This is a genomic window from Brevundimonas sp. UYEF29, assembly GCF_040546195.1.
Classification (GTDB): domain Bacteria; phylum Pseudomonadota; class Alphaproteobacteria; order Caulobacterales; family Caulobacteraceae; genus Brevundimonas; species Brevundimonas huaxiensis.
Map to the genome: position 1 here is coordinate 80,041 of NZ_JBEPNH010000006.1, position 21,258 is coordinate 101,298.

The window sequence follows — 21,258 nt, forward strand, 5'->3', positions numbered from 1 at the left end:
AGCAGCGCGAAGCGCGGTAGGCCAAACAAGAATGGGCTCAAGTAGCCCAAAGGGCGATAGCCCAGGAGGAAAGCCCATGCGCGAAGCCGTCATCGTCTCCACCGCCCGCACCCCGATCGGGCGCGCCTATCGCGGCGCCTTCAACGACACCCAGGCGCAGCAGCTCGGCGCCCATGCGGTGAAACATGCGGTCCAACGCGCCGGCGTCGATCCTGCCGAGATCGAGGACGTGATCATGGGCGCGGCCCTGCAGCAGGGTTCGACCGGAACCAATGTCGCGCGCCAGATCGCGCTCGCCGCCGGCCTGCCCTCCTCCGTTCCCGGCATGAGCCTGGACCGCCAGTGCGCCTCGGGCCTGATGGGCATCGCCACGGCGGCGAAACAGGTCGTCTTCGATCAGCAGAAGATGGCGGTCGGCGGCGGGCTGGAAAGCATCTCCCTGGTCCAGAACCAGAATATGAACCTGTACCGGATGAAGGACGAGGCGCTGCTGAAGCTGTCGCCCCACATCTATATGTCGATGCTGGAGACGGCCGAGGTGGTGTCGCGCCGCTACGGCGTCAGCCGCGACCGCCAAGACGAATATGCGCTGAAATCCCAGCAGCGCACCGCCGCCGCGCAGGACGCCGGTCGCTTCGACGCCGAGATCGTGCCCATGACCACCACGATGCTGGTCATGGACAAGGCCACCGGCCAGACCTCATCGAAAGAGATCACCCTGTCCAAGGACGAGGGCAACCGTCCCGACACGACGCTGGAAGGGCTGAAGGCGCTGAAGCCGGTCTTCGGCGGCGGCGAGGAAATCCAGACGGGCGAGTTCATCACCGCCGGCAACGCCTCGCAACTGTCGGACGGCGCCTCGGCCTGCGTCGTCATGGAGGCCGGCGAGGCGGTGAAGCGTAATCTGCAGCCGCTCGGCGCCTATCGCGGCATGGCCGTCGCCGGCTGCGAACCGGACGAGATGGGCATCGGCCCGGTCTATGCCGTGCCCAAACTGCTGAAGCGCCACGGCCTGACGATGGACGACATCGGCATCTGGGAACTGAACGAGGCCTTCGCGGCTCAGGTTCTGTATTGCCAGGACACGCTGGGCATTTCCGACGACCGCCTGAACGTCTCGGGCGGCGCCATCTCCATCGGCCACCCCTACGGCATGTCCGGCGCCCGCATGACCGGCCACGTCCTGATCGAGGGCAAGCGTCGCGGCGCCAAATACGGCGTCGTCACCATGTGCATCGGCGGCGGCATGGGGGCTGCGGGATTGTTCGAGATCTTCTGATTTCGTCATCCTCCGGGCCGCGAAGCGGAACCGGGGGACCCAGCGGCGCCGAAGGCGATCAGTCCATCGCACCAGGCTGAAAACCGCGCCTTTACAGGTTCGCGCTCACGCGCGCCGCTGGGTCCCCCGGTCTGCGCCGCTGCGCGGCTTGCCGGAGGATGACGAAAGAAGGCTAAACCCGTTCGCTGATCTTGATCGCCGCCTTGCAGCCGACCTTGATCACGCCGGACAGCAGCCGATACGCCGGCGCTTCGCGGCTGCCGTGTTCGATGGCGTGGTCATGGTGGGCCAGTTCCTCGTCGCGGAACTGCTTCAACTCAGCGGCCAGAGCCGGGTCGCGGTCGCCGATCTCGGCGATCTGGTCGGCATAGTGTTGCTCGATCACGCTCTCGACCGCCTCGGTGCAGGCGTGGGCCGCCTTTTCACCCATCAGGGCCGTGCCTGCGCCAAGGGCCGAGGCGGCGATGCGCCACAGGGGCGTCATGACCGTGGGCCGCACCCGCCGCTCGTTCAGCAGCCGTTCGAAGCGCGCCAGATGCACCGCCTCCTGGTCCTGCATCTCCGACAGGTCGTGGGCGATGCCGTCACGCCCCTTGCGCCCTTCGAACACCGCCTTCTGGGCGCGATAGATCAGGACGGCCGCATATTCCCCGGCGTGGTCGACACGCAGGATTTCGTCCATCCGCGCCTTGTCGGCGCCTTGGCCAGGACGAGGGAGGGGAATGGAATGACTCATCGCATCAGGCCTTTTCGATCCGGGGCGCGCGAGCGTCCTTGGGACGTTTCGCCGCCAACAGGCTGAACACCGCAAGCGCCGAGGCGATGATCGCGTTCCATCCTGCCATCGACAGACCCAGCCAGCTCCAGGCCACATCGCCGCAGCCGATCACCTTGGTCACCGGCCCCGTGCCCATGGCCAAGGCCGTCAGGCTGTCCATATCGACCGAGCCGCCGACGGATGAACAGGTCGCAGGCAGGGCCCACCATTTATATTCGCCGCCCATGTGGAAGATGGCCGTGATGGCGCCTGTGGCGAAGACGGCCGCCAGCAGGAAGGCGGCGATGCGCGGCGTGCCCCGGCGTCCGCCGCTGAACAGGGTCCAGCCGGTGGCCAGCACCGCGACGACCACCGCCCCCCAATAGACCTCGCGCTGCTTCAGACACAGGTTGCAGGGAGCAAGGCCGCCGAACCGTTCGAACGCATGGGCCGCGCCGAGCATGGCCAGCGACGCGGCCAGGGCGAAGGCGGTCCACCAACGGGTCAGAAGGCGATAGACATCGATCATCTTGAAACGGTCTTACCCCGCCCCTGCGGCCGCGTCGACTTGGAGCTTGCGCCTGATTCACGGCAGCGCCGAAATCGCGAAGCGATTCCGTCTCAACCGATCAGGCTCTACAGAACCTTCAAGACGACAATCAGCCCGACCAGCGCGACCAGGCCGATCACGCTCCACATCGCCAGCCGCTTTTCGACCTGCGCCAGCATGGCCGGCCCCCAACGTTTCAGGATCCACGCCTCCAGGAAGAACCGTCCGCCCCGCGTCACGACCGACGCCGCGATGAAGACCGGAAAGCTGAACGCCGCCAGGCCCGAGGCGATGGTCACCAGCTTGTAGGGGATGGGCGTCAGCCCCTTGATCAGGATGACCCACAGACCCCACTGATCGAACCAGGCGCGGAACTGCTCCAGCCCGTCCGAGTGTCCCAGCACCCGCATGATCGCCAGGCCCAGGTCGGTCAGGAAATAGCCGATCGCATAGCCGAGAATCCCGCCCAGCACCGACGCTGCGGTGCAGACCGCAGCGTAGAAATACGCCTTCTGCGGCCGCGCCAGGATCATGGGCGCCAGCATCACGTCGGGCGGGATCGGAAAGAACGAACTCTCGGCGAAGGAGACGACCGCCAGGGCCTTGGTCGCATGGCGACTGCGCGCCAGGTCGAAGACGCGGTCATAGAGTTTGCGCAGCATGGCGATCCTTAAGGCGGCACGGCGCGTTAGCACCCCTGCGGCGTTGCGTCATCCTCGGCCGTCACGTCCACCTGCTAGAGCGCCTGAATGACGACCCCCGCCTCTTCCCCGTCCACGGTCCAGCAGGACGACGTCAGCCATAATGTCACCCGCCTGCTGCGGCGGCTGGCCGACGACGGCAGCGACGCGGGCCTGACCCTGCACGAGATCCGCGACCGGCTGGACGAGCGCGCCTACGGCCTGTTGATCCTGCTGCTCTCAATCCCCTGCCTCGTGCCGGGCCTCTACGGCGTGCCGCAGGTGGTCGGGCTGATCGTCATTCTGCTGGCTGGCCAGATGCTGGTCGGGCGCGAGGAGCCTTGGCTGCCGCGCTGGTTCCTGAACCTGCGGTGCAAGGGATCGTGGCTGAAGGCCATGGCCGATTTCGCCGAAACCAAACTGGGCTGGATCGACCGGCTGTCGCGCCCCCGCCTGCGTCGCTTTGCCGATGGCCCGGGCGAGAAACTGGCCGCCGTCTTCATGATCCTGGCGACCGTGACCATCGTCATGCCTCTGACCAACACCATCCCGTCGATCGCCCTGGCCCTGTTGTCGGTCGGCCTGATCCAGCGCGACGGCCTGTTCGTCCTCGCCGGCTGCGCCGTCGCCACCGTCTGGCTGACCCTCCTGGGCGCGCTTGGGACCGGCCTTCTGATGGGCGCCGAATGGGCGACGCGCTGGCTGCCGGGCTGACGCAACCGAAAGGTACCGGCCGTCAAATCGCCTCAGTTGTTTTAGTCAGTATGCTCACGCTTGGTGGTGGGAGCCCGAAGACTTGACCTCGAATCTGATCGGCCTCGTCACCGCAATCGGCCTCGTTTTCGCAGCCGCCGCCCCCGCCTCGGCTCAACAGGCCGCGACGATCGAGGCGCGCACCGCGCCGGGCGGCGTTCTGGTGACCTGGAAGCTGGCCCAGCCGACCACCGAGGTGGCCTTTGTGGACCAGGACATTATCCGCACCCTCTGGACGGTGAAGACCCCCGGCGTGTCCCTTTCGGACGGCGTCGTGAAGTCCGACCAGCCGTTCGACGCCTTCGAAATTCTGATCGTGCCTGACGCGGCCGAGGTGGACCGCGTCTATATCGGCCTGGTGCGGGTGGGGTCGGGCCAGAGCCTTTATGGGCCCGCGCTGGCGCTGAAGGACATGGACGCCGAACTGACCGTCAGGGCGGCCGCAGGTGAAACCGTCACGCCGCAATCCGACGCGATCCAAAGCTACGTCTATGTCGGACCGACCTCGGCCGTGACGCAGGATGACTGCGGCGTGGTCGTCGTCGGGGACACCGTTCCCGCGTCCCTGCACACCGCGATGAGCGAAGGTTTTCTGGCGGCCCAGGGATTCTATGGCGCTCGCCTCGGCCGCGACCTGCCCTATACGCCGACCCTGATCGTCACCACCGACAGCCCCGGTCCGACGACATATCGGGGCGATGTGACCGACAATGGCGTCATCTCCCTGCGCTTTCATGGCTCGGACTGGTCCGCGCCACCGCCCGATGTGATCGAACAGCTGTCCACCTTCGTCTGGCACGAGACGCTGCACCTGTGGAACAGCCATGCGGTGACGACCAAGGACGGCGTCAGCGCGCCTTGGCTGCATGAGGGCGGGGCCGAATACGGCGCATTGATCGCCGCCCTGTCCACGGGAACGATCGACGAGGCTCAGTTGAAAACCTCGCTGGCGCGACGGTTGAACGGTTGTCGCGCCGCCTTAGGCGAGCGCCCTGACACGGAACAGCGCCTGCGCACCGGAAACGCCATCTACCACTGCGGGGTCGTCGTGCAGTGGATCGCGGACCTGGAGAGCCGCCGCGCCTCCAACGGCCGCACGGACATCTTCGACATCTGGAAGGCCATGCTTCAGTCCGGTCGCGCGGGAGACGGCTATGGCGTGGCGGACTTCCGCAGCCGCCTGACGCCAGACACGGCTGTCGCCGTCCTGCTGGACGGTCCGGGTCCGGAACGTTGGGCCGGCATACAGACCCGCCTCTCCGCGCTGGGCGTCACCCTGGTCAATCGACCCACCCCGCGTGACCTCCGTCAGGCCGCTCTGTTCCACATGGTCGATCAGAACTGCGGCGGCGAGGGCGGCTTCTCTACAGACAACGGCCGGATCAAGCTGGACTCCGGCGACCGATGCGGCGCCCTGTCCGGCGATCCCGTCGTCGTCGCGATCGAAGATCTGGACCCGATGTTGAACGGTCAGGGCGTCTTCCAGGCCGTCCAGGCCCGTTGCGCCGAAAACCTGCCCATCCGTTACACACTGGCGGACGGCAAGACGGTCGAGGCTGTCTGCAAGGCCCCGCTTAAAGCCCCCGATCTCTGGGCCGTGGATGCGATGCCGGACCTCAGGGCGCGACGCACCTGAGTTCTTGATAATTTGGCTTTAACGTTACTCGCACGCTCGTCCGTCATCACGACCCCGTGGCTTCGTCTTGGCTCCGTCGTCTTCTGTGACTAGGTTCCGCGCCAATCGGCGGCCCCTTTCGGTTAAGCCCGCCTCAAAAGCTACGCGGGAGACGCGCCATGAACGACATGACCCAGGCCCAAGATCTGGCCACGGCGGAACAGATCGACCAGGAAAACCCCCTCGGCGTCGACGGTTTCGAGTTCGTCGAATTCACCGGCCCCGAGCCCGAGGCGATGATTTCGCGCCTGGAGCTGATGGGCTTCACCCAGACGCACGTGAACCCCAAGACCGACGTGGTGCGCCTGAAACAGGGCGACATCAGCTTCCTGGTGCAACGTTCGCCCAAGGGTCAGGCCGCCGACTTCGCCAGGGATCACGGCCCGTCCGCCAACGGCATGGCCTTCCGCACCACCGACGCCAAGGCCGCCTACGAGGGCGCGCTGGCCCGCGGCGCCGTCGCCGCGACGGACGCCGCCGGCGGCGCGCTGGGCGACGACTACCCCTACATCCTGCAAGGCATCGGCGGCTCGCTGCTCTATGTCATCGACCAGTATGGCGACGCCGGCTCGCTCTATGACGCCTGGGACGAGATCGAGGGCTGGGAAGAGGCCGAGCGCAAGAACTCGATGGGCCTGGAGGTCCTGGACCACCTGACCCACAACGTCCGTCGCGGCCAGATGCGCACCTGGTCGGGCTTCTACAACTCGATCTTCAACTTCGAAGAGCAGAAGTATTTCGACATCAAGGGCAAGGCGACGGGCCTGTTCTCCCAGGCCATGATCGCGCCCGACCGCGCCATCCGCATCCCGCTGAACGAAAGCCAGGACGAGAACTCCCAGATCGAGGAGTTCATTCGTCGCTACAACGGCGAAGGCATCCAGCACATCGCCCTGACGACCGAAAACATCTTCGAGACGGTCGAGGCGATGAAGGAACGCGGCGTCGCCTTCCAGGACACGATCGAGACCTATTTCGAACTGATCGACAAACGCCTGCCCAACCATGGCGAGGACGTGGAGCGGATGCGCAAGAACCGCATCCTGATCGACGGTTCGGACGAGGAAGGCCTGCTGCTGCAGATCTTCACCCAGGACACCTTCGGCCCGATCTTCTTCGAGATCATCCAGCGCAAGGGCAACGAAGGCTTCGGCAACGGCAACTTCCAAGCCCTGTTCGATTCTATCGAGCTGGACCAGATTCGTCGCGGCGTCATCAAGGTCGACGCCTGAATGAAAATGCGGCCGCCGACCTGGCTGCCCTGGCTCGGCCCGGTCCTGGCGGCCGGCGCCGGGGCCCTGGCCGGCGAAGTCTGGCTGGGCGGCGGCTTCTGGATGGTCCTGATCGCCGCCCTCCTCTGCGGTTTCGCCCCTATCGTCGGCTATCAGGTGTGGAAAAGGCTGCACCACCGAGGGTGAGGCGGGCCAGACATCGGCCCTCTACGGGGAGGGAGTTTTACTCCGAGTGGACAGGCCTTTGGGTGGACAACTGCAAGAAAGTTTGGTCAGACTTCAGGCGCAACCTTGGATAGCCTCAGATGACCCGCGATCCAGTCTTACTTGTCGCCTACGCCACTCTTTCGCTCTGGACGCTGGCGACAATCATCGTCGCCTTGCTTGTGCATTATGGGAGCAGCGGCGAACAGTATCAGCCGTGGATTGTGCCAATGTGCTTGCTGACGTCTAGCGGAGCGATGCTCGTGGACCGCTTGAAAAAGACGCGCAGCCGCCACTGAGTCCCTCGGCCGATGAGGCCCGAGCTTGGCTGATTACCGCCCCATCCGTTTGTCTGAAAGCGGCCCTGCGGCACAGCAAGGCTGCGTCCCTCATCTGCAAATATCCTATCGCCGTGATCCAACCCTCTGATCTTTCGGCGTTTCCAGTTTTCTTTGGCCAATCGACCTGACACGCCCGAACGCGGCGTTACACTGCGATCGACCGGCGTCCTTGGGGTAAAGTGCACCGATTGCACTGTATTTTCGGCGCGGAGGAGGTTCACGATGCGCATCGCCTGTTCGGCACTGATTGCACTCTTTGCACTGTGTTTTTCCTCGGCCCACGCCCAGACCAATGCCCAGGACGCCGCGCCGCAGTGGTCGCTGGCGATCCACGGCGGGGCGGGCGTGATCGAGCGGTCCAGCCTGACGCCCGAGCAGGACGCGGCCTATCGCGCGGCGCTGCAAGGCGCGCTGGACGCGGGGTCGGCCGTGCTGAAAAGCGGCGGCTCGGCGCTGGATGCGGTCCAGGCCGCCGTTCAGGTCATGGAGGACGATCCCCTGTTCAACGCCGGGCGCGGGGCGGTCTTCACCGCCGCCGGCCGTAACGAGCTGGACGCCGCCGTCATGAACGGCTCGGACCTGACCGCCGGGTCGGTCGCCGGCCTGACCACCACGCGTCACCCCATCGCCGCCGCCCGCGCAGTGATGGAGCGGTCGCCCCACGTCATGCTGATCGGCCCTGGCGCCGACGCCTTCGCCGCCTCGGTCGGGCTGGAGCAGGTCGATCCGTCCTTCTTCTTCACCGAGCGGCGCTGGCAGGGGCTGGTCAAGGCCCTGACCGAGGCCGGCCAGCCGATCCCCGAGCGCCCCGCCGGCGCGCCTCTACCGGGCGCCCAAGCCGAGATCGCCCCGCCCCTGAACGAGAAGAAGTTCGGCACGGTCGGCGCCGTGGCGCTGGACAGCCAGGGCCGCCTCGCCGCTGCCACCTCGACCGGGGGCATGACCGCCAAACGCTGGGGCCGGGTCGGGGACGTGCCGATCATCGGCGCCGGCACCTACGCCTCCAACGCCGACGGCTGCGCGGTGTCCGCCACCGGCGACGGCGAATATTTCATCCGCGCCACCGTCGCTCGCGACATCTGCGCCCGGATTGCGGCAGGCGCGGCGACGCAGGCCGCCGGTCAGGCGGAGATCGCCGACGCCGATCGTCTGGGCGGCAAGGGCGGCGTCATCGTCATGGGCCTCGATGGCCGCCCGGCCTTCGCCATGTCCACATCGGGCATGTATCGCGGCGCGGTCTCCTCGACCGACCCCGCCCGCGTCGCCATCTACGCCGACGAACCCTGAGCGCCCGTTCAGACTAATTAGACTAATTAGACGAATTAGACTCTCTTTTTTCCCAGACCGAGCCCCATGCCTGCATCCGATGACGAACTGACCGTGATGGCCAACGAGGAGTTGGACGCCGCCTGCGCCATGCCCTTCGTCGAGGTCAGGAAGATCACCCCCTGGGGCGACAGCTATGAGGGGTTCGCCCCATCCGGCCGCACGGTCGAGGTCGAGCGTCGCTACCTGTGGGCCGTCGAGCCCGAGGGCGGCGTCATCGTCGAGGTCGAGGTCCGCGACCGCGCCGCCCGCACCGGCGCCGAGGCCCGCGCCTTGCTGACGGCCGCCGACTGATTCCGCCGTTCCCAACATCGCAAATCCGGTCTAGGCCTTGGTCATGAAACTCGCCTCGCTCAAGCACGGCCGCGACGGCCGCCTCGTTGTCGTCTCGCAAGACCTGAACTGGTTCACCGACGCCTTCCTGATCGCCCCGACGCTGCAGGCGGCGCTGGATGACTGGGACCGCTGCGGCCCTCGCCTCGAGGCCTTGGCCGAAAGCCTGGAGCATGAGGCCGTGCCGCGCGGCCGCTTCCACGAACGCGACGCCGCGTCGCCGCTGCCCCGCGCCTATCAGTGGGCGGACGGCTCGGCCTATGTGAACCACGTCGAGCTTGTGCGACGCGCGCGCGGCGCCGAAATGCCCGAGAGCTTCTGGACCGACCCGCTGATGTATCAGGGCGGCTCCGACAGCTTCCTGTCGCCGCGCGATCCGATCCCGCTGGCCGACGAGGCTTGGGGCTGCGACCTGGAGGCCGAGATCGTGGTGGTCGTCGGCGACGTGCCGCAGGGCGCGACGCGCGAACAGGCGCTCGACGCCATTCGCCTGATCGGCCTGGTCAATGACGTAAGCCTGCGCAACCTGATCCCGGCCGAACTGGCAAAGGGGTTCGGCTTCGTCCAGTCCAAGCCCGCCAGCGCCCTGTCGCCGGTTGTGGTCACGCCCGCCGCGCTGGGCGACCGATGGAAGGACGGCAAGCTGCACGGCGCCCTTTCGGTGCAACTGAATGGCCAGGATTTCGGCAAGGCCGACGCCGGCGTCGACATGACCTTCGACTTCGGAACCCTGATCGCCCACCTGGCCAAGACCCGGTCGCTGGGCGCCGGGACCATCATCGGCTCGGGCACGGTGTCGAACAAGGACGCCGACGGCGGCCCCGGCAAGCCGGTCTCGGAAGGCGGCCTGGGCTATTCCTGCATCGCCGAGGTCCGCACCGTCGAGACGATCCTGCGCGGCGCCGCCGAGACGCCCTTCCTGAAACACGGCGACACGGTGCGGATCGAAATGCTGGACGACCGTCATCATTCGATCTTCGGCGCCATCGAACAGACAGTCGCGCCGCTATCCAGCGCGGACTGACGCCGCTAGGGTGCCGACAGCGGCCTCGGGGGAGGCCGCATCCTGTCTTTGGGGAGAGACGACGTGCCGCCTGAAAAACTGATTCCGCTGCTCATGATCCCGATCATGCTGGTGGTCGTGCTGCTAAAGAATCGTCGGAAGCGCGTGCTGAAGCCGCAGCTGCTATGGGTCATGCCGGCCATCGTCCTGCCGTTGATCGGCCTGGGCATCTGGGGGTCGGCGCAGAACCCGAACATGGCCCATGCGCCGTTCGGCCCCGGCGCCTGGGCGGTTCTGGCCATCGGCGGCCTCCTAGGCGGCGTCGCCGGCTGGTATCGCGGCAAGACCGTCACCATCGAAAAGGAGCCGGACGGCTCCCTGATGGCCCAGGCCTCGCCGCTGGGGCTTATCCTGCTGGTCGTGCTGTTCGCCGGTCGGTCGCTGCTGCGCGACCTGATCGAAAGCCACGCCGCCGCTTGGCACCTGAACGCCCTGGCCGTCACCGACGCCTTCCTGGTCTTCGCCATGGGCCTGATCGTCATGCAGCGCGTCGAAATGTACATCCGCGCTCGCCGCATCCAGTCCGGCGGCACGGACAGCCATATGGAAGTCGCGGCCTAACGCTTCGGGCTGGACGCGGCCTTCGCCTCTGTGGCATGAGGCGGTCCTTCCGCTGCGGGCGTGGTGGAATTGGTAGACGCGCTGGACTCAAAATCCAGTTCCGAAAGGAGTGCCGGTTCGACCCCGGCCGCCCGCACCATTCTTCTTCGGTTCAGCCCAGCTGCCGGTGGAAGAAGTCCGTCACATCGGCCAGCACCGTCGCCTTCTTGCGGAACAGGGGCGAGAAGGTCGCGATCAGGTCGGCGTGGTCCAGACCTGGATAAAGCTTGGCCTCCGAGCGCCCGCCAACCGCGCGCATCCGCTCGTCCAGAATGACCGTGTCCTCGTCGTGGACCACCGTGTCGGCCGTGCCGTGGCCCAGCCAGATCGGCGGGGCGTCACGGCGCACGAAGGTCACGGGCTGGGTCAGGGTCGGATCGGGCGCACGGCCGAAGGCGTTCTGCGACGCCGCCACGTCGAACGGCAGGAAGTCGTAGGGGCCCGCGAGACCCGCGGCCGCCTTGATTAGATCGGGCCGGCCGACGGCGGCCATATAGCGTCGGTCCAGAGCGATCATCATCGCCAGATGCGCGCCCGCCGAATGGCCCAGCACGCCAAGCCGCGCCGGATCGCCGCCATATTGACCGACCACCTCGGCCGCCTTGGCCGTGGCGGCGGCGGCGTCCTCGATGAAGGCCGGGAAGACGACCTGGGGAACGATGCGGTAGTCCGGCAGGGCGACCACGAACCCGCGCGCCGCCAAAGCTTGCGCCGCCCAGCCATACTGGCTGCGCGAGCCCGAATCCCAGCCGCCGCCATAGAAGAAGACCAGGGTCGGATAGGGGCCGGGCGCCGTCGGCGCATAGAGATCCATCTGCTGGCGCGGATCGTCGCCATAGGGGATGTCGCGCGCGACGCGGCGCACCCCGCCATCCCTCGGTCCCAGGGTGTTCAGCAGGCTCAGCGGCGAGCAAGCGGCGGCGAGAAGCCCAAGGGCAGGCGCGAACAGTCCACGGCGTGTCATGCGAAAGGCTCCATCACCCACAATACGCTCGGATCGCCGGATCGGTCGTCGTCATCAACGATCAGCGGGCGTTGGCGATCAGCCGGCCGCAGTCGGCGTCCTCGGCCAGCCCCGGATCGACGAAGGCGAACAGGGCCGTCACCGGCGCCACCACCGCGCCCAGCAGGCCCGCCAGACCGCCCTGCGACACGACCGAACCGACATCGACCCCAACCTTGGGTGCGGTCAGCGGGCCGGACACGGTGATCGGCGCCCACAGGCGCAACAGTCGCGGCTTCTTGGATTCCCCCTCGATCCGCAGGTTCATCGTTTCGGCGCCCAGGTTGATGCTGCCCTTGCCCTGGGCCAGCACCACATCGGTGTCGATGACGAAGGTGCGGGCGGTCGCCGTGCCGCCGCTGACGTTGAAATCGGCGACGGCGCAGCGGATCTGGCTTTCGGACTGGTCGCCGCTCAACAGCTTCAGCAGGCCCGCGCTGGCGTTGATGCCCAGCAGTTCGGCGAAGGCCGCCCGCATCTTGCCGTTCGGCACCACCAGGCTGAGCGAGCCTTTCGACGCGGCGGCGAAATCATGAATCGAGGCGCCCGGTCCCTCCAGCTTGGCCCGGCCCAGCGCCCTTCCCGTGACGGGCGCCGAGCCGTTGCGGGCCGGGATGATGGACTCCAGCGGATAGCCCGCCAGACGCAGATCGACGGTGCTGTAGGGGGTGTCCTTGGTCGCATCGATCCGCGCCGTGCCGTTCAGCGCGCCGCGATTGAAGTCAAAGCTGATCGGGTCCAGCTTCAGGATGCCGTCCTTCAGGTCGGCGCCCAGGTTCACCTGACGCACGTCGAAGGCGTTCGCCTTCACCGATCCGGCCCGATAGGACAGGGTGCCGTCCATGGTCTGCAGCCGTTCGGTCTGCAGCTTGGCGTCCGGCAGCAGCTTGCCGCCGACCACGACCGGCGCCTCGGTGTCGGTGCCCGCCGCATTGGTCCGGGTCCGCGCGCCCAGGACAGCGGCCAGATCGTCGATGTCCAGGCGACGCGAGGTCAGGTCGGCGTCGACGCGCAGCCGCTGGCCCGACTGAACCTTTACCTCGCCCGACAGATCGGACGCGCCGACGCGTCCGTCGAAATCCTTGAAGGTCCAGACCCGCCGATCGCGGTTCAGCGCGCCCGACAGCCGGTACGGCGGCGTATTGGGCAGGGCGACGCCGGTCAGCAGATAGAGGTCCGACATATTGCGGCCCTGGATCGTCATGGTCGCATCAAACCGCCCCAGATCGAAGGGCCGGGTGATCGCCCCCTTGGCGACCAGGGACGAGTCCGCGCCGGTCACATCCGCCTCGAACCGATAGGGACGGTCGCGCCGGATGTTGATGAAGGGGCCGCCCTCGATCCTGACGGTCATGGGCGCGCCGCGCACGTCGCCCCGCCCGTCCAGCGCGAAACCGGCCTGGCCGCTGGACGCCTCGCGCGCATTGACCGCCGCCTCCAGCGTCAGTCCGCGCCGCTGTTCCTCAAAGGTCAGTTGGCCGTCCCTGATCACCAGTTGTTGGATGACCGGCAGGTTCAGCCCTTCGCCGTCATCGGGCTTGTTGGGATTCAGCTGCCAGCTCTTGCGGCCGTCCTTGGTGGAAATCAGCACGACCCTGGGCCGGGTGAAGCTCAGCAGGGGCATCTCCACCTGACCGGCCAGCAGCTTTCTCAGCCGAACCGAGGCCTGGACCTCATCGACGTCGGCCGTGTCGCGATCGCGCGCCCAGTCGGGGCCACCGATTTTCAGCCCCCGCACCACGGCGGACGGCGTCCAACTGAACAGATTGACGTCCAGATCGCCGGTCAGGGCGATTTCGCGATCGTATTTGACGGAGGCCCAGCGGCCGATGGGCCCGCGCAGCATGTTCCAGTCGAACAGGGCCAGGAAGAGAACCACGGCCGCCACGACGACCAGGACCACGCCCGCCGCCCATTTTTCCGCCGTCCCCAGTCGTCGAGCCGCCGCATAGACGGGATCGTTGTCGCGCACCCAGTCGCGCCAGGTACGCAAACGCGCCCCGGCCGGGGCCCACGCCCGCTGGTTCAGGTCTGCCCGAAAAGTGCGCCAATTCCGTGGGTTCGACAATCGCTCGTCTCCGTCAGCCAGAGGAAACGCACCAGCTTCGGTTTGGCGCCGCCGGGTCAGCTTGTCGTCGATTTGACGCGAAGTTGTCGCATAATCTTTACAAATCTCAGGATCGGCGCATAATTCATCAGAGTCCTGATCTTAATTCAGGCCGTGGAGGATTGCCGATGACCCGTTTTCTGACCCCCGCCCTGATCGCCGCCGCCCTGGCGACCGCAACGACGCCGGCGCTGGCGCAAAGTCCGCGCCCCGCCGAGCGCGCGGCCGTGCTGCAAACCGTCAGGGTATGCGGAACCGATGTGGCCTCGCGCACGGCCTATCAACGCGACCACGGCGCGACGCCGAGCTTCGTCACCGCGCAACAGGCGGTCGCCGCCTATCAGTCGGGCCAGCGATGGGCCGCGCCGCGCTGCATGACCGCGCATCAGTATGACCGTCTGGCCGGGGCGCCGATGCAGCGCGCGGCGCTCTGATCCCGAACAAAAGGGCATGAAAAAGGGGCGCGGTCGTCGGACCGCGCCCCTTTTTTGTCGTCTGAACGGACGCCTGTTACTGCGCCGGCGTCAGATATTTGTTCAGCCAGCCGAACACCTCATTGTGCCATTGCAGGCTGTTGGCCGGCTTCAGCACCCAGTGGTTTTCGTTAGGGAAGACGATCAGACGGCTGTCGATGCCGCGCCGTTGCAGGGCGGTGAAGGTCGACAGGCCCTGGGCGGTCGGGATGCGGAAGTCGCGGTCGCCCTGAACCACCAGCATCGGCGTCTTCCAGTTATCGACGTGGTTGGCCGGGTTGAACTTCTGATAGCCCTCGGGCTTGTCCCAAGGCGTGCCGCCGTGTTCCCACTCGGTGAACCACAGCTCTTCGGTGGAATAGCCCATGCCGAAGGTATCGAAGACGCCGTCGTGGTTGACCAGGCACTTGAATTCATTGGACCAGTTGCCGGCGATCCAGTTGATCAGATAGCCGCCGTAGGAGGCGCCCAGCGCACAGGCGTTGTCGCCGTCCAGGAAGCTGTATTTCGCCTGAGCCGCCGCCCAGCCCTTCTGCAGGTCTTCCAGCGGGCGGTCGCCCCAGTGCTGGCTGATCGCGTCGGTGAAGGCCTGGCCGTAGCCGGTCGAGCCGTGGAAATCGATCATCACCACCGCATAGCCCGCGCCCGCATAGGTCTCGGGGTTCCAGCGATAGGACCAGCCGTCCCCGAACGAACCCTGCGGCCCGCCGTGGATCAAAAAGGCGACCGGATATTTGCGGCCCTCCACGTATCCGGCCGGCTTGATGACATAGCCGTGGACCGTCTCGTTGTTCCAGCCGGCGAAGCTGAACTGCTCATACTCGCCGAACTGTTTGGCGGCGAAGGCGGGGTTGGACTGCGTCAGACGACGCGGCATTTCGCGACCCAGATAGGTCTTGAAATACAGGTCGCCCGGCTCGCGCAGGCTGTCCTGGGCGAAGACGAAGCCCGACGGCGTCTGCTGGAAGGCCGAAACGTGGCCCGCGCCCGTGATCGGCGTCACCACGCCGTTGCGCGTATCCACCGAAAACAGCTTGGTCGAGCCGACGTCGCCCGCCGTCGTGTAAAGCGTCTGGCCGTCGCGCGACCATTGCAGCGTGTCGACCGAGCGATCCCAGTTCGAGGCGATCTCGCGCTTCTGGCCCGTTTCGACGTCCATCAGCACGATCTGATAGCGATCGGCCTCGAAGCCCGGCCGCGCCATGGCGCGATAGGCCAGGGTCCGTCCGTCCGGCGAGAAGACCGGGCCGGTGTCCCAGGCGTCGTTGCCGTCGGTCAGGTTGGTGAAGGTGCCGTCGCCCGACAGGCCGTTGGTCTTCCACAGGTCGAAGTTGGTGCTCCACGGCTCGGTCTGACCGGCGAGACGCGCCGAGAAGACCACGGCGTCTCCCGCCGGCGTGAAGACGAACTCGCTTTCGTCGCCGAAGGGTTTGGAGGGCGTGTCGCCGTCAAAGCCCTTGGTGATCCAGACCGGCGTGCCCGTGGCCTTGCCGTCACGGCCGATCGACTGAACGAACAGGTGGTTCTGGGTGTGGTCGTTCCAGGTGTCCCAGTGACGCACGAACATGCGGTCATAGACCTGGCCCGTCGTCTTCTGCTCGGCGATGGCCTTGCCCTGCTGGACCGAGGCGTTCAGGTCGGCCGCGTTCGGATAGACGGCCAGCGACACCGCCACCTTGTCGCCCGACGGACTGATCCGATAGGCGTTCACGTCGGTGGGCAGGTTGGTCACCTGCACCGGCGCCGATGTGGGCGAGGCCACGCGCCAGACCTGGCTCGCGCCCGACTTGCCCGACAGGAAGTACAGATTGCCGTCCCCGCCCCAGCGCGCGGTGTTGGCGCCCTGATCCGAGATGGCCAGGCGGCGCGGCGCCGTGTCCGGTGCGTTCAGGTCCAGGATCCACAGGCTGCCGGCGCGGCTGTTGGCCTGAACATCGGTGGTCGTGACCGAATAGACGACATAGCGGCCGTCCGGCGACACCTGCGGATCGCCCAGCCGGTTGGCCGAGATCATGTCCTGATAGGTGAAGGCGTCAGGCGTCGCGGGCGCGGCCGGAACCGGCGCGGGCGGCACCTGGGCCAGGGTCGGCGCGGCGCTCATCAGCGCAACAGCCGCGCAGGCGGCGGACAGAAGGGAACGGTGACGCATCAAGATCTTCCTCGCGAAGCTTTCTGGCCGCGAGGCGTAGCACCCTGCCAAGGCGCGTCAATGGGTCGCTCAGCCCGCCGGCGCCGTATAGCGGCCCACCCAATCCAGGATTTCCTGCTGCCAGTCGACCCAGGTGCGGGGCTTCAGCACCCAGTGGTTCTCGTCCGGCACATGGACGAAGCGGCTGGGCACGCCCTGACGCTGAAGCGCCGAGAAGGTCGCCAGCCCCTGCTCCATCGGCACGCGGAAGTCCTTGGAGCCATGCAGCACCAGCATCGGCTTGTTCCAGTCGCCGGCGTAGGTCTCAGGGTTGAAGGCGTCATAGACGGCCTTGCGCTCCCAGCTCGGTCCGCCGAACTCCCAGATGAAGTTGCCGATATCCATGGCGTTCATCAGCTGCGGAACGTCGAACACCCCGGCGTGGTTGACCAGGCAGCGCCACGGCCCGTTCCACTTGCCGGCGATCATATTGACCATATAGCCGCCGTAGGAGGCGCCCAGCGCACAGGCCCGGTCGCCGTCGATCCACGGATTGTTCGACAGCGCCGCCGCCCAGCCCTTCTGCAGATCCTCCAGCGGCCGGTCGCCCCAGTGATCGTTGATCGCGTCGGTGAAGGCCTGGCCGTAACCGGGCGAGCCGTGGAAGTTGACCATCACCACCGCATAGCCCGCCGCCGTATAGACCTGCGGGTTCCAGCGGTAGGACCAGTTCTCGGTCCAGGGCGATTTCGGGCCGCCGTGGATCAGATAGACCGCCGGATAGCGCCGCCCCTCGACCGCGCCCGCCGGCTTGAACACCCAGCCCTGCACCGGCTCATTGTTCCAACCGGCGAAGGTGAAGGCCTCGCCTTTCGGCAGGTCCAGCTGCGCCAGCACCTCGGCGTTCTGGCGGCTGATCTGGCGGGGTTCGCCGCGCGTCTGAACAAAGATCTGGGTCGGGGCGACGAAGCTTTCGTGGGCGTAGGCCAGGACCCCGGCCTTCTCCTCATAGGCGCCGACCGTGCCGTTGCCGGTCAGGGGCGTAATCCGGCCGGTGCGGGCGTCGACCGAGAACAGCCGGTTCTGGCCCTCGTCCGCCGCCGAGACCAGCAGCGACCGGCCGTCGGTGCGCCATTGCAGGCCGCCCGCGCCGCGATCCCAGTCGGTCAGCTTCCTCGCGCCGGAGCCGTCGGCGTCAGCCACCCAGACCGCCGCCTGATCCCCGCCGACGTTTTCGCGCGGCGCCGACAGCCAGGCCAGCTGGCGACCGTTCGAAGAGAAGACCGGATTGCCGTCCGATCCCTTGTTGCCTTCCGTCAGATTGACCGGCGCGCCGCCGTCGAGGCTGACGCGGAAGACGTCGCTGTTGCTGGTGAAGGCCTCGCCCGCCCCTTGCGTCTGGGTTCCGTAGACCAGGGTCCGGCCGTCCGGAGAAATGTCGAAGCTGGAATCGCCGGCCGAGACATCGGCATCCAGGCCCGCCATCAGATCGCGCGGTTCGCCGCCACTCAAACCCGACCCGTTCAGCGGCTGGACGAACAGATGGGTGCGGCGCGTATCGACCCAGTGGTCGAAGTCGCGCAGCGGCAGACGGTCATAGGTCTGGAGCGTCGACTTGCCTCGGGCGTCCAGCCGGGTCTTGGTGCAGGCCAGGGTGTCGCAATCGACGAAGACCGAGACGGCCAGGACCAACGACTTGCCGTCCGGCGCGATGCGGAAGCCCGACACGTCGAAAGGCAGGGTCGTCACCTGGGCCGCCGCCATGCCGGCCGCATCCGTGCGCCAGACCTGGTTCGATCCGCCCCGCGACGACAGGAAATAGATCGCACCGCCGTCCGGCGCCCAGCGCGCGCCCGAGGCGCCGCCTTCGGAAATCGCCAGCCGACGCGGCTCGCCGCCCGACACGTCCGCCAGCCACAGGCCGTTGACGCCCTTGTTGCCGTCCCAGTCGGTGGTGCGCACGGCGTAGAGGATTTGGCGGCCGTCCGGCGAGACGCGCGGCTCGCTGACCCGCTCCATCATCGCCAGATCTTTCAGCGACAGGCCGCGCGATGCGGGCGCTTGGGCGGCGGGGGCGGCGGCCGGCGCGGACGAGGCCTGCTGCGCCAGGCTGGGCGCCGCGGCCAGGATCAGGCTTCCAAAGGCGACCGCCGCCATCCAGCGTGAACGCGTCATGTCTTCATTCCCCACAGCTTTTCTCCAGTGATAGGGGCCGCCCGCCCGATCGCCAAGCGTCTAGGACGCCGCGCATCTTGCCCCCTCCGACCGAACCGGCGACAAGCGATCTTTCATGACCGCCGCCACCCTTCCTGCCCGCCGTCAGCCCCACATCGTCGATGTGCTGATCGCCGAACGCGCGCCGCGCCTGACCGCCTCGCCGTTGTGGCCGGTCGTGCGGCCGGCGCTTTACGGCGTGCTGGGCTATGGGGCGGCGGTGCGAATGGCCGACGCCATCCGCGACCTGTCGGGGACCGAGACCTTCGATTACGTCTGGGACCTGCTGAGGCTGAAGGTGACGACGACAAACCTGGACCGTCTGCCGGCGACCGGCCGCTGCGTCGTCGTCTGCAACCACCCCACCGGCATCGCCGACGGGGTCGCCGTGTTCGACGCGATCAAACAACGACGCACAGACATGATCTTTTTCGCCAACGCCGACGCCATCCGCGTCTCGCCCCGGCTGAACGAGACCATCATCCCCGTCGAATGGGTCCACGACAAACGCACCCGCGAGAAGACCCGCGCCACCCTGAACGCCGCCAAGGAAGCGTTCGAGGCCGAACGCTGCGTCGTCATGTTCCCCGCCGGCCGTCTGGCGCGCGAGAAGAACGGCGTCCTGACCGATCCCGAATGGGCCCCGACCGCCGCCTCGATGGCGCGCAAGTATGACGCGCCGGTCGTACCCATTCACGTCACCGGCCCGTACAGCCGGCTGTTTCACCTGTTCGACAAGGTCTCGCAGGAGCTGCGCGACGTGACCCTGTTCCACGAGTTGCTGAACAAGGAAGGCAAGCCGTTCGGCGTCGATGTCGGCTTGCCCATTCCGTCCGAGCGGCTGGACGTGGACGCGGCCAAGGCCACCGAGGCGCTGAAAACCTTCACCGAACGCACCCTGGCCGCCGATCGTGACGCGGTGTTCCCATGAAGATCGAACTGCCCGACGCCGAGGCCACCACCGCCCTGGGCCAGGCCATCGCCCCCCTGCTGGCGGCGGGCGACAGTCTGCTGCTCTACGGTCCGCTGGGCATGGGCAAGTCGACCCTGGCGCGCGGCCTGATCCGCGCCCTGACCACGCCGGACGAGGACGTGCCCAGCCCGACCTTCACCCTGGTTCAGTTCTACGAAAGCGACCCGCCCGTCGCCCATTTCGACCTCTATCGCCTGACCCGGCCGGAAGAGGCGTTCGAGATCGGCTTGGACGAGGCGCTGGACGAGGGATGCGCCGTCATCGAATGGCCCGAGCGTCTTGGCGACGATCCCGGCCGGTTTCTGGGGCCGGACCAGCTCATCATTCATCTGTCCGAGATCACGCTCGACGCGGCCTCGGAACGCCCTCAAGCAGACGGGCTCCGCGAGCCCGTCGATAGGGCTCTGCAAGGAAGGCTTGCGACCGTTTCCGGCGTAGGCCGATGGGAGACGGGGCTGAAGGATCTGCATGTCTGACCGCGAAACCCTCCGTCTCGACTTCCTGAAGGCCGCCGGCCTGGCCGACGCCGTGCGCGCCCCCCTGCCCGGCGACGCCTCGACGCGGCGGTATGAGCGGCTGACGCCGACGACCGGCCCAACCCTGATGCTGATGGATCAGGCGCCCGCCGCCGAAAACCGGCCGTGCGATCCGCGCTGGACGCCCGAGCAGCGTCACGCCGCCGGCTGGAACGCCGTCGCCCGCCTGTCCGCCGGCCGGATCGAGGCCTTCGCCGCCGTCGCCGCCCATCTGAAGTCCCTTGGCCTGTCCGCCCCTGAGATCCCGGCCCTGGACGCCGCCAACGGCCTGGCCGTGCTTGAGGATTTCGGCGACGACCTGTTCGCCCGCGTGATCGCGGACGGCGCCGACGAGACGCCGCTTTATCTGGCCGCCATCGAGGCCCTGGCCGTTCTGCACGACGCCGGGACGCCGCCCGAGACCCTGCACGGCCCCGGCGGCGACTGGCCGCTGCTGACGTATGACGAGACGGCGCTTCAAGGCGGGGCCGATCTGTTCGTCGAATGGTTGCCGAAGCTCGACGATCGGGTCCGCTTCGACGCCGCCGCCATCGCCGACTGGCGCACCGCCTGGGCGCCGATCGTCGCCTCGGGCGCGGCCGGGGCGTCGGTCATGGCCCACCGCGACTATCACGCGGAAAACCTGATCTGGCTGCCCCAGCGCGACGGCGCCGCCCGCGTCGGCATGATCGACTTCCAGGACGCCGTGCGCGCCCACCCGAGCTGGGACCTGCACTCGCTGTTGCAAGATGCCCGCCGCGACGTCTCCCCCACGCTGGAAGCGCAAGCGCTGGATCATTATTTCGACCTGCGTCCCAGCGTGGATCGCGCGGCCTTCATGGCCGACTATGCGGGTCTGGCGGCGCTGAACGAGACGCGCATCATCGGCATCTTCGCCCGGTTGATCGCACGCGACGGCAAGCCCCGTTACCGCCAGTTCCTGCCGCGCATGTGGCGGCACCTGAACGCCAATCTGAACCAGCCGGCCCTGGCGCCCGTCGCCCGCTGGTTCGACCGCCACGTCCCTGCCGAGGTGCGCGCATGACCGCCCC

General features: G+C 67.3%; 21 protein-coding genes and 1 tRNA gene. 15 read left to right on the forward strand and 7 right to left on the reverse strand.

Translation table 11 applies throughout. The features are described 5' to 3' along the window. Positions 1-76: 76 nt before the first annotated feature. Positions 77-1,279: an acetyl-CoA C-acyltransferase gene (locus ABIB58_RS10970; RefSeq protein ID WP_354040877.1), complete on the forward strand. Its 1,203-nt coding sequence runs from the start codon at positions 77-79 to the stop codon at positions 1,277-1,279. A gap of 172 nt (positions 1,280-1,451) precedes the next feature. Here ABIB58_RS10970 and ABIB58_RS10975 read toward each other — a convergent pair whose 3' ends face one another. The 3 genes from ABIB58_RS10975 to ABIB58_RS10985 all read right to left on the reverse strand — a co-directional run bounded on the left by ABIB58_RS10975 (position 1,452) and on the right by ABIB58_RS10985 (position 3,248). Next, positions 1,452-2,015 (reverse strand): demethoxyubiquinone hydroxylase family protein, encoded by a 564-nt coding sequence (locus tag ABIB58_RS10975; RefSeq protein WP_354040879.1) that lies wholly within the window; start codon positions 2,013-2,015, stop codon positions 1,452-1,454. Positions 2,016-2,019: 4 nt separating this feature from the next. Further along, on the reverse strand, positions 2,020-2,565 hold the full coding sequence (locus ABIB58_RS10980; protein WP_039246047.1) for a disulfide bond formation protein B: 546 nt from the start codon (positions 2,563-2,565) through the stop codon (positions 2,020-2,022). Positions 2,566-2,672: 107 nt separating this feature from the next. After that, entirely contained in the window at positions 2,673-3,248 is a 576-nt protein-coding gene (locus ABIB58_RS10985) for a YqaA family protein (protein ID WP_354040881.1), read from the reverse strand. Between the two features lie 87 nt (positions 3,249-3,335). Here ABIB58_RS10985 and ABIB58_RS10990 point away from each other — a divergent pair, with 87 nt between their 5' ends. From ABIB58_RS10990 to ABIB58_RS11035, 10 genes are all read left to right on the forward strand, one after another. Then, a complete protein-coding gene (locus tag ABIB58_RS10990; RefSeq protein ID WP_354040883.1) occupies positions 3,336-3,980 on the forward strand; it encodes an exopolysaccharide biosynthesis protein in 645 nt (214 codons plus the stop codon). 82 nt (positions 3,981-4,062) lie between these two features. Further along, positions 4,063-5,655, forward strand: coding sequence for a hypothetical protein (locus tag ABIB58_RS10995; protein ID WP_354040885.1), 1,593 nt, complete (start codon positions 4,063-4,065; stop codon positions 5,653-5,655). Between the two features lie 158 nt (positions 5,656-5,813). Continuing rightward, complete coding sequence (gene hppD, locus ABIB58_RS11000; protein WP_354040887.1) at positions 5,814-6,926, forward strand: 4-hydroxyphenylpyruvate dioxygenase; 1,113 nt, start codon at positions 5,814-5,816, stop codon at positions 6,924-6,926. Beyond that, positions 6,927-7,112, forward strand: a complete 186-nt coding sequence (locus tag ABIB58_RS11005; RefSeq protein WP_039246041.1) for a hypothetical protein — start codon at positions 6,927-6,929, stop codon at positions 7,110-7,112. It abuts the gene before it with no gap. 119 nt (positions 7,113-7,231) lie between these two features. Further along, positions 7,232-7,429 (forward strand): hypothetical protein, encoded by a 198-nt coding sequence (locus ABIB58_RS11010; RefSeq protein WP_045810598.1) that lies wholly within the window; start codon positions 7,232-7,234, stop codon positions 7,427-7,429. A 264-nt stretch (positions 7,430-7,693) separates the two neighbouring features. Continuing rightward, positions 7,694-8,758, forward strand: a complete 1,065-nt coding sequence (locus ABIB58_RS11015) for an isoaspartyl peptidase/L-asparaginase family protein (protein WP_354040890.1) — start codon at positions 7,694-7,696, stop codon at positions 8,756-8,758. Between the two features lie 66 nt (positions 8,759-8,824). Then, positions 8,825-9,091: a hypothetical protein gene (locus ABIB58_RS11020; protein WP_017506239.1), complete on the forward strand. Its 267-nt coding sequence runs from the start codon at positions 8,825-8,827 to the stop codon at positions 9,089-9,091. Positions 9,092-9,134: 43 nt separating this feature from the next. After that, positions 9,135-10,154, forward strand: a complete 1,020-nt coding sequence (locus tag ABIB58_RS11025; protein WP_045810601.1) for a fumarylacetoacetate hydrolase family protein — start codon at positions 9,135-9,137, stop codon at positions 10,152-10,154. 63 nt (positions 10,155-10,217) lie between these two features. Then, positions 10,218-10,754 carry a CcdC protein domain-containing protein gene (locus ABIB58_RS11030; RefSeq protein ID WP_045810602.1) on the forward strand — a complete coding sequence of 179 codons (537 nt, stop codon included), beginning with the start codon at positions 10,218-10,220 and terminating at the stop codon, positions 10,752-10,754. Positions 10,755-10,808: 54 nt separating this feature from the next. Beyond that, positions 10,809-10,893 (forward strand) — tRNA-Leu (locus ABIB58_RS11035). 12 nt (positions 10,894-10,905) lie between these two features. Here ABIB58_RS11035 and ABIB58_RS11040 read toward each other — a convergent pair. Further along, positions 10,906-11,757: an alpha/beta hydrolase gene (locus ABIB58_RS11040; RefSeq protein ID WP_045810603.1), complete on the reverse strand. Its 852-nt coding sequence runs from the start codon at positions 11,755-11,757 to the stop codon at positions 10,906-10,908. A 61-nt stretch (positions 11,758-11,818) separates the two neighbouring features. Then, positions 11,819-13,789, reverse strand: coding sequence for an AsmA family protein (locus ABIB58_RS11045; RefSeq protein WP_354040894.1), 1,971 nt, complete (start codon positions 13,787-13,789; stop codon positions 11,819-11,821). Positions 13,790-14,031: 242 nt separating this feature from the next. Between ABIB58_RS11045 and ABIB58_RS11050 the strand changes: the two genes are divergently transcribed. After that, complete coding sequence (locus ABIB58_RS11050) at positions 14,032-14,337, forward strand: hypothetical protein (RefSeq protein ID WP_039246031.1); 306 nt, start codon at positions 14,032-14,034, stop codon at positions 14,335-14,337. A gap of 76 nt (positions 14,338-14,413) precedes the next feature. Here the strand turns inward: ABIB58_RS11050 and ABIB58_RS11055 are convergent, their stop codons facing one another. After that, a complete protein-coding gene (locus tag ABIB58_RS11055; RefSeq protein ID WP_354040896.1) occupies positions 14,414-16,525 on the reverse strand; it encodes a S9 family peptidase in 2,112 nt (703 codons plus the stop codon). 69 nt (positions 16,526-16,594) lie between these two features. Next, positions 16,595-18,679, reverse strand: coding sequence for a S9 family peptidase (locus ABIB58_RS11060; protein WP_185225234.1), 2,085 nt, complete (start codon positions 18,677-18,679; stop codon positions 16,595-16,597). Positions 18,680-18,794: 115 nt separating this feature from the next. On the opposite strand from ABIB58_RS11060, the gene ABIB58_RS11065 reads away from it, so the two are divergent. The 3 genes from ABIB58_RS11065 to amgK are packed head-to-tail and all read left to right on the forward strand — an operon-like array spanning position 18,795 to position 21,251. Continuing rightward, complete coding sequence (locus tag ABIB58_RS11065) at positions 18,795-19,649, forward strand: GNAT family N-acetyltransferase (protein ID WP_045810606.1); 855 nt, start codon at positions 18,795-18,797, stop codon at positions 19,647-19,649. Further along, positions 19,646-20,167, forward strand: coding sequence for a tRNA (adenosine(37)-N6)-threonylcarbamoyltransferase complex ATPase subunit type 1 TsaE (tsaE, locus tag ABIB58_RS11070; protein ID WP_039246025.1), 522 nt, complete (start codon positions 19,646-19,648; stop codon positions 20,165-20,167). Before ABIB58_RS11065 ends, tsaE begins: the two co-directional genes overlap by 4 nt. After that, positions 20,160-21,251 carry an N-acetylmuramate/N-acetylglucosamine kinase AmgK gene (gene amgK, locus ABIB58_RS11075; RefSeq protein WP_354040900.1) on the forward strand — a complete coding sequence of 364 codons (1,092 nt, stop codon included), beginning with the start codon at positions 20,160-20,162 and terminating at the stop codon, positions 21,249-21,251. Before tsaE ends, amgK begins: the two co-directional genes overlap by 8 nt. Positions 21,252-21,258: the final 7 nt, after the last annotated feature.

Excerpts from the sequence above, each read along its gene's own strand:
- tsaE (WP_039246025.1), top strand. The coding sequence starts at position 19,646 with ATGAAGATCGAACTGCCCGACGCCGAGGCCACCACCGCCCTGGGCCAG.
- ABIB58_RS10970 (WP_354040877.1), top strand. The coding sequence starts at position 77 with ATGCGCGAAGCCGTCATCGTCTCCACCGCCCGCACCCCGATCGGGCGC.
- ABIB58_RS11060 (WP_185225234.1), bottom strand. The coding sequence starts at position 18,679 with ATGACGCGTTCACGCTGGATGGCGGCGGTCGCCTTTGGAAGCCTGATC.
- hppD (WP_354040887.1), top strand. The coding sequence starts at position 5,814 with ATGAACGACATGACCCAGGCCCAAGATCTGGCCACGGCGGAACAGATC.
- ABIB58_RS10990 (WP_354040883.1), top strand. The coding sequence starts at position 3,336 with ATGACGACCCCCGCCTCTTCCCCGTCCACGGTCCAGCAGGACGACGTC.
- ABIB58_RS11010 (WP_045810598.1), top strand. The coding sequence starts at position 7,232 with ATGACCCGCGATCCAGTCTTACTTGTCGCCTACGCCACTCTTTCGCTC.
- ABIB58_RS11055 (WP_354040896.1), bottom strand. The coding sequence starts at position 16,525 with ATGCGTCACCGTTCCCTTCTGTCCGCCGCCTGCGCGGCTGTTGCGCTG.
- ABIB58_RS11040 (WP_045810603.1), bottom strand. The coding sequence starts at position 11,757 with ATGACACGCCGTGGACTGTTCGCGCCTGCCCTTGGGCTTCTCGCCGCC.
- ABIB58_RS11015 (WP_354040890.1), top strand. The coding sequence starts at position 7,694 with ATGCGCATCGCCTGTTCGGCACTGATTGCACTCTTTGCACTGTGTTTT.
- ABIB58_RS10980 (WP_039246047.1), bottom strand. The coding sequence starts at position 2,565 with ATGATCGATGTCTATCGCCTTCTGACCCGTTGGTGGACCGCCTTCGCC.
- ABIB58_RS11020 (WP_017506239.1), top strand. The coding sequence starts at position 8,825 with ATGCCTGCATCCGATGACGAACTGACCGTGATGGCCAACGAGGAGTTG.
- ABIB58_RS10985 (WP_354040881.1), bottom strand. The coding sequence starts at position 3,248 with ATGCTGCGCAAACTCTATGACCGCGTCTTCGACCTGGCGCGCAGTCGC.
- amgK (WP_354040900.1), top strand. The coding sequence starts at position 20,160 with ATGTCTGACCGCGAAACCCTCCGTCTCGACTTCCTGAAGGCCGCCGGC.
- ABIB58_RS11025 (WP_045810601.1), top strand. The coding sequence starts at position 9,135 with ATGAAACTCGCCTCGCTCAAGCACGGCCGCGACGGCCGCCTCGTTGTC.
- ABIB58_RS10975 (WP_354040879.1), bottom strand. The coding sequence starts at position 2,015 with ATGAGTCATTCCATTCCCCTCCCTCGTCCTGGCCAAGGCGCCGACAAG.
- ABIB58_RS11065 (WP_045810606.1), top strand. The coding sequence starts at position 18,795 with ATGACCGCCGCCACCCTTCCTGCCCGCCGTCAGCCCCACATCGTCGAT.
- ABIB58_RS11050 (WP_039246031.1), top strand. The coding sequence starts at position 14,032 with ATGACCCGTTTTCTGACCCCCGCCCTGATCGCCGCCGCCCTGGCGACC.
- ABIB58_RS11005 (WP_039246041.1), top strand. The coding sequence starts at position 6,927 with ATGAAAATGCGGCCGCCGACCTGGCTGCCCTGGCTCGGCCCGGTCCTG.